Source organism: Sphaerospermopsis sp. FACHB-1194 (assembly GCF_014696235.1).
GTDB lineage: Bacteria > Cyanobacteriota > Cyanobacteriia > Cyanobacteriales > Nostocaceae > Sphaerospermopsis > Sphaerospermopsis kisseleviana.
In genome coordinates this window covers 1-6,784 of record NZ_JACJPU010000093.1, presented here as the reverse complement: position 1 = coordinate 6,784, position 6,784 = coordinate 1, and the positions used below count along the sequence as shown (strand labels likewise).

7 protein-coding genes are annotated in these 6,784 nt (G+C 40.2%); 3 read left to right on the top strand and 4 right to left on the bottom strand.

Features of this window, described 5'->3' with window-relative positions:
* From H6F45_RS25815 to H6F45_RS25805, 3 genes are all read left to right on the top strand, one after another.
* Positions 1–495 (top strand): RNA-guided endonuclease TnpB family protein (locus H6F45_RS25815; protein ID WP_190348782.1); only part of this gene is annotated, 495 nt, incomplete at its 5' end.
* Between the two features lie 302 nt (positions 496–797).
* Entirely contained in the window at positions 798–1,316 is a 519-nt protein-coding gene (locus H6F45_RS25810) for a DUF192 domain-containing protein (protein ID WP_190348781.1), read from the top strand.
* Positions 1,317–1,847: 531 nt separating this feature from the next.
* On the top strand, positions 1,848–2,075 hold the full coding sequence (locus H6F45_RS25805; RefSeq protein WP_096566475.1) for a DUF2949 domain-containing protein: 228 nt from the start codon (positions 1,848–1,850) through the stop codon (positions 2,073–2,075).
* A gap of 333 nt (positions 2,076–2,408) precedes the next feature.
* On the opposite strand, the gene H6F45_RS25800 is transcribed toward H6F45_RS25805, so the two are convergent.
* The 4 genes from H6F45_RS25800 to lpdA all read right to left on the bottom strand — a co-directional run bounded on the left by H6F45_RS25800 (position 2,409) and on the right by lpdA (position 6,402).
* Positions 2,409–3,557 carry an alanine--glyoxylate aminotransferase family protein gene (locus tag H6F45_RS25800; protein ID WP_190348780.1) on the bottom strand — a complete coding sequence of 383 codons (1,149 nt, stop codon included), beginning with the start codon at positions 3,555–3,557 and terminating at the stop codon, positions 2,409–2,411.
* A gap of 362 nt (positions 3,558–3,919) precedes the next feature.
* Positions 3,920–4,804 (bottom strand): indole-3-glycerol phosphate synthase TrpC, encoded by an 885-nt coding sequence (gene trpC, locus H6F45_RS25795; protein WP_190348779.1) that lies wholly within the window; start codon positions 4,802–4,804, stop codon positions 3,920–3,922.
* Entirely contained in the window at positions 4,779–4,964 is a 186-nt protein-coding gene (locus H6F45_RS25790) for a hypothetical protein (protein WP_190348778.1), read from the bottom strand. The genes trpC and H6F45_RS25790 overlap by 26 nt, the downstream gene beginning before the upstream one ends.
* A gap of 7 nt (positions 4,965–4,971) precedes the next feature.
* Positions 4,972–6,402, bottom strand: coding sequence for a dihydrolipoyl dehydrogenase (lpdA, locus tag H6F45_RS25785; protein WP_096566467.1), 1,431 nt, complete (start codon positions 6,400–6,402; stop codon positions 4,972–4,974).
* Positions 6,403–6,784: the final 382 nt, after the last annotated feature.

The following is a 6,784-nucleotide window of genomic DNA, read 5'->3' as shown; positions in this document are numbered from 1 at the left end:
CAAATCAAAATAGCGAGATTACACCAAAAAATAGCCAACATCAGAAAAGATACATTACACAAAATTACTACCTATATTAGCAAAAACCACGCGGTGATAGGGATAGAAGATTTGAATGTATCTGGGATGTTAGCGAATGGGAAATTATCAAAAGCTATAGCCGATATGGGCTTTTATGAATTTAGAAGGCAGCTAGAATACAAAACACAACTGTATGGTAGTAAGTTAGTAATTGTGGATAGATATTATCCCAGTAGCAAAACTTGCTCAACTTGTGGAGAAAAGAAATCATCACTGTCATTATCTCAAAGAGTGTTTAAATGTGATAACTGTGGCTTTGAGATTGACAGAGATTTAAACGCTGCGATTAATTTAAAAAAAGAAGCGGTCAGATTGATCGTGTTAGCCTGTGGACTAGATAGTGCCGACACTGCTAGGAGTTCAGTGAGCGTAGTCGAACTGGTGAAACAGGAAGAAAAAGCCAACTTTTGTTAGCATTAGTTAGCTTTTTTGTATCGGATCTAACTTGTGGCCACATCACAGAAAAATCTCCTGAAAAAAAATAATTGCCAATAGCGGGCTATTTTGCAGAAATTTCTGTAAAATCGAAATCTAAATAAAAAAAACCACATTATTAAGTGAATAGCTCTTTATTTTGCCATTGTTCACCTTTCCTTTTGCCTGCCCCACGAAAAGACTTTTATACCTAACGGCACGCTACGCGAACAGCAAAGCCTAGTTAGGGAACTTATGAGAAAAGCAATAGTCCATTTAGAAACTTAAATTTTCAACTGCTTATGTTGCGTCGGCAAACTGTATTGTATCTACTCCTGAGTGTTTTACTCATTGGCTGTTCACCCCCAACCACCGCCGAACCCACTACTACATCAACCTCTCAAGTCCAATTACAAACCCCTAAAGGTCAAAATTTGCCAATCTCTGCTGAAGCTACCATTCCCAACGGCACAAAAATTAACCTAGAAGTCGCAAAAACACCAGAACAACAGGCTATGGGGTTGATGTATAGACCAGCTTTACCCGATGACAGGGGAATGTTATTTGTATTTCCCTCAGCCCAACCAGTCAGTTTTTGGATGTTGAATGTCCCCGTATCTTTAGATATGGTCTTTCTTCAGGATGGAGTAATCAAGTACATTGAGACCGCTGCACCCCCCTGTAAAAGTGAACCTTGTCCCACCTATGGTCCTAACGTACCAATAGACCAAGTAATTGAACTGAGATCCAAACGAGCTACAGAATTAGGTTTACAGGTAGGTGACAAAGTAAACATTGAATTTTTCAACCCAAGTTATTAGTCATTAGTTATTCTTCCCAGTCACCAGTCACCAGTCACCAGTCACCAGTCCCCAGTCACCTATGAGGAATCTGTCAATTTTGTATGAAGATATTTTGGTAAAAAAACTATTCCGTAAAATATAGAGGTTAATATTTAGCAGCAGTTATCATAACATCGGATCTAGCTTTTCCCCAATGAAAAACCCGACTTCAAAGTTTCACTGGAAAAATCCTTCTTTTGACATAAGTGTAAATAGTAATCAATAGAGGACTATAGGCTATGGAATCTTGGATACTTCAGATGTAATTACATTAAGCACAAAAAACTCAAGAGAATCAAGCCAATTTAACTTATAGTTCCTGTTACTTGAGATTGGGGGAAACAAGCAGTACGAAAGTTATACGATTTTGGATTTTGGATTTTGGATTTTGGATTTTGGATTTTGGATTTTAGATTTTGGATGGTGAAAGTGTTTGAGGATTTATTCAGTCATAGCACAGTGACACATAAAATACTGGCTTTAGATCACTGAGAAAAGAGGAAAGGATATATGATAATACACTCTACTCAAGGAGGTGAGATACAAATGGCACAATCAAGATATTCTCGTTTGATTAATTTTCTCCAAGAAGATTTGGCGATCTCAGCCGCTTCTCTGTCTGTGGCTTTGCGTCATCGGGAGCAGGATACAGGCTCTTTAACCATGATCCTGTGGCAGTATGGGTTGATTACCCTAGAGCAGTTAGAACAAATTTATGATTGGTTGGAGACTGCATAGGTAAGCAATGGAATACTAGAAAATCCATTGCTGGTAACTATTCTGGTCAATATTCTGGCGGCTAACTGTATGCAAATTCAATATGAAACGGTTGAGCTAATTCAGGAGAAATAAGGTATGTCAAGTCAACTCTGCCCTGGGCAAAGTTTGATAGATCGAAAAATTGATGCTGAGAATTTTGAATTATTGACATCCAAATTAAAAGGGCAAGTTGATCAAATCACTTGCCCTTTTATTGTTAGAAGTCAGGAGTCAGGAGGCAGGAGTCAGAAGGCAGGGGGCAGAGGGCAGGAGGAAGTTGATAACCCAGTCCCCAGTCCCCAGTCACTGACCTTATCCAAAAACCTTAGCAGCAGCGGCGATACCAGCACCAGGGGTAAAGTTTTCATAGCCAACTTCTGCCAGTACAATTTCTAATGATGCGATACAACTGAGAATATCGCGATCGCTCACAAATCCTAAGTGACCAATACGGAAAATTTTATTACTCAGATGGTCTTGACCACCAGCTAAAGCAATATCAAACCGCTTTTTCATCAATGACCGAATTTTATCCGCTTCCATTCCCGGTACTGATACAGCGGTAATAGCTGGACTAGCGCATTCATCCGCTGCAAACAATGGTAAATTTAAAGCCTTCATCGCTACACGAGTCGCATTTTTTTGGCGTTCATGACGGGCAAAAATTGACTCTAAACCCTCTTTTTTCATCATCCCCAAGGTGGTGTGTAGTGCCACAATTAAGTTAACTGGGGGAGTAAAAGGAGTTGTATTTTTAGCTGTAGATTTGCGATATTTACCTAAATCTAAATAATATTTTGGCAACTTCGCAGTTTTGTAAGCTTCCCAAGCTTTAGGACTTACAGACACAAATCCTAAACCGGGGGGTATCATATAGCCTTTTTGAGAACCGGAAGCCACTACATCCAATCCCAAAGCATCAACAGCCACATTGTAAGCACCCAAACTGGTGACAGCATCAACAATAATTAAAGCTTCCCTATGTGCTTTTACATGACTATTGATAGCTGCCAAATCATTGATTACACCTGTAGAAGTTTCGCTGTGGGTGATAATGACAGCTTTAATTTCTTTGTTGGTGTCAGCTTGTAAAATTTCTCCAAACTTAGCCGGGTCTAAAGGTTGTCCCCATTCTGCGGTGACAACTTCCACATTTAAACCAAAAGCTTGACCAACTTCTACCCAACGTTCACCAAACTTACCATTAGAACCCACCAAAATGCGATCGCCAGGAGACAGAAAATTAATAATTCCCGCTTCTACCGCACCAGTACCGCTAACATTCAGCATCAGTACATCATTTTGGGTTTGGTGCAGCCATTTCAGGTTTTCTGTCACCTCCCCCATCATGTTACTAAATTCACTGGTACGGTGTCCAATGGGGTGTTTAGCCAAAGCTAGTAAAGCTGCTTCTGGAACTGGAGTAGGTCCAGGAATCATCAACATTAACTTATCGTCCATTATCTCTATCCCAAAAATCCAATAAGATTCAAAATCCTTTGAGGATGATTTAATTCTGATGGCAAATTTTAGACATTCATCTACAAATTCAATCAGTCTGTCATCAGAAGATTATAGTACCTGAGAGAGTCACATCTGCTCTAGGCACAAACTTAAAAATTAAAGGCAAAAAGGCCAGCTTTCGGCTTTCCTTTTCACCTTTCCTCTTTATTTTTGATCAGAAACCACTTGATTGGTAATTGGTAACACAATTTTGGATTTTGGATTGTTTTTGACAATTCCAATCTAAAATCTAAAATCTAAAATCTAAAATTTTCTTTCCCAGTCACCAGTCCCTAGTCACCAGTCCCCAGTCCCCAGTCTTATTTACCAAAAAGCTGATTAATTGCCAATTTTGGATCTGGTTGTTTTACCAAAGACTCACCAACGAGTACAGCTGATGCTCCGGCTGTTTCTACTATACTTAAATCCTCTGGTGTATGTAGTCCTGACTCACTGACGACTACAATATTTTTCTCCTGTAATTGACTACCTCTTGCTTTCAGTAGTTCGCAGGTGGTTTGGAGGTCAACAGAAAAATCTTCTAGGTTGCGATTATTGATACCAACTAAAGAAACACCATCTAAAGCTAAAACTCGGTCAAGTTCTTCTAAACTATGTACTTCAATCAAAGCCGCCATTTTCAGAGCGTTGGCAATTTTAATGAAATACTGTAAATCCTGATCACTAAGAATTGCCGCTATCAATAGAACTGCATCTGCGCCATTCACTCGCGCCAAATACATTTGATAAGGATAAATAATAAATTCCTTACATAATAATGGTAAATCTACGGCAGCACGGACTAAAGATAAGTTATCAAAACTACCTTGAAAAAACTTTTTATCTGTGAGAACAGAAAGACAACTTGCACCACCTTCTTCATAAGCTTTAGCAATTTCTACCGGGTCAAAATCTGCTCGTAAAACCCCTTTGCTGGGGGATGCTTTTTTTACTTCTGCGATTAATGCAGGTTTAGTTTTTCCTTGACGCAACGCAGCAACAAAATCACGGGTAGGAGGTAAGGAAAGAGCTTTTTTTTGCAGTTCTTTTAACGGCAATTTTTCCCGCATTTGTTCAACTTCTGTTTCTTTATACCAAACAATTTCTTCGAGAATATTATTTGGTTCAGCATCCTCTAATACTGCTTGGTAGCGAACAATAGAGACATCAATAGCTGGACTAGGTTGACGACGACGAATTTGCATACTGGGGACTGGGGACTGGGGACTGGGGACTGGGGACTGGGGACTGGGGACTGGGGACTGGGGACTGGGGACTGGGGACTGGGGACTGGGAAGATTTATTCTTTTCCATCAAAGTAAGCACAGATTTTAAAGGATTAATTTCCCAATCACCAATCACCAATCACCACCTAACTAGCGATCGCTCGTTTGTAGGCTTCATCTAACACTTCTGATAGTGTAGGATGGGCGTGAACCAAATAAGCCAAATCTTTTACAGATTGACGGTTAGCAACTGCGGCGGATGCTTCGTGAATTAAACTGGAAGCGTGTGCGCCGAAAATATGCACACCTAACACCTCACCTGTATCTGAACGATAAATTACTTTAGCAATACCATCGGCTTCGTTTTCTGCCAAAGCTTTAGAATTACCTTTAAAGTAACTCTTACTGGTAGCAATTTCAAACCCTTCTGCTAAACCTAATTCTTGGGCTGCTGTTTCTGTTAAACCCACATAACTCACTTCTGGATGGGTAAAAGCTGCTGCGGGAATACTACGATAGTCTACCGTTTTGTTTTTACCCAGGATATTTTCTACAGCAATGATACCTTGAGCCGAAGCGGCATGAGCCAACATCATTTTACCGTTAGCATCACCAATGGCATAGAGGTTAGGAACTACTTCACCTGCTGACAGCACCTCCATGCCATCATTTACAGGGATAAAATTCCGTTTATCCAGTTCTACACCCACAGATTCTAAACCGAGATTTTTAGTAGTGGGGATGCGACCTGTAGCTACTAAACAAGCATCAACTTCTAAAACTTCTAAATCTTCTTTTGTTTGGAAGTTTGCTAACTCAATGACAACAGGAGAACCAGGAATTACCCTTTTAGCGTATATTCCGACCTTAGTTTCAATATCACGGGGAGTAATTAAAACTCTTTCTGCCAGTTTAGCAATATCCCGATCAAATCCTGGCATTAACACATCCAGGGCTTCAATCATGGTAACTTCACAACCCAAAGCAGTGTAAACATCAGAAAATTCTAAACCGATGTAACCACTACCAATAATAGCGATCCACTGAGGCAGAGATTCTAATTTTACACCTTGGTCACTGGTAAAGACTGTTTTACCGTCTATTTCTATTCCGGGAGGAACAAAGGGAACAGAACCAGGAGAAAGAATAATATTTTGAGCAGTGATAGTTTTGTCACCACTATCCGTCATCACGCTGACTTTCTGTGAACCAGCGATTTTTCCCCACCCCCGGATAATATCGACCCCCAGACGTTTGAGACTGTTGGTTAAGTCACCTTGAATTTTTGAGACAAGATTATTAGCATGATTAGCGATCGCTTCTCGTTCAAATTCTACACCACCAATTTGAATCCCCAAAGACTTGAGATGGTGGGCGTTACGTAACTCCCGCACCTTACCAGAAGCAGCTAACAAAGCTTTGGAAGGAATACAACCTCTGTTAACACAGGTTCCTCCCATATCTCCAGCTTCAATAATCGCTGTTTTCAGACCATAATGAGCAGCGTGTAGGGCTGCGCCATGTCCACCTACACCTGCGCCAATAATCACTAAATCGTAATCAAATCCAGAACTCACGTTAGTTTCCCCGTTTCTTTAACCTACTTATTTTTAACTTCATTCCCCCGCTAAAACAGTTCACTTAGTGCGATCGTGTTCAGAATGGGGATAACCTTAGAATTATAGTTATATTTGGATGATGGATTTTTCATGACATTTTGCCATTTTACCTGATTTCCCGATCATCTAAACTTTTATGCTTACAGCACACTAAGCGTTAGCATTCAACTCACCTTCCGCACCCTAAACCTTGTAGAGACGTTGCATACAACATCTGCTATATAAAACCTAGACAAAACTAGACTTTACTTTCTACTTCAACGGGAGCATGGGAGCAGTTATCCCTCGGTAGACTTTCACGCTTTAGCCAAACGCGATAAATTAATTGCAGCGTTTAGAT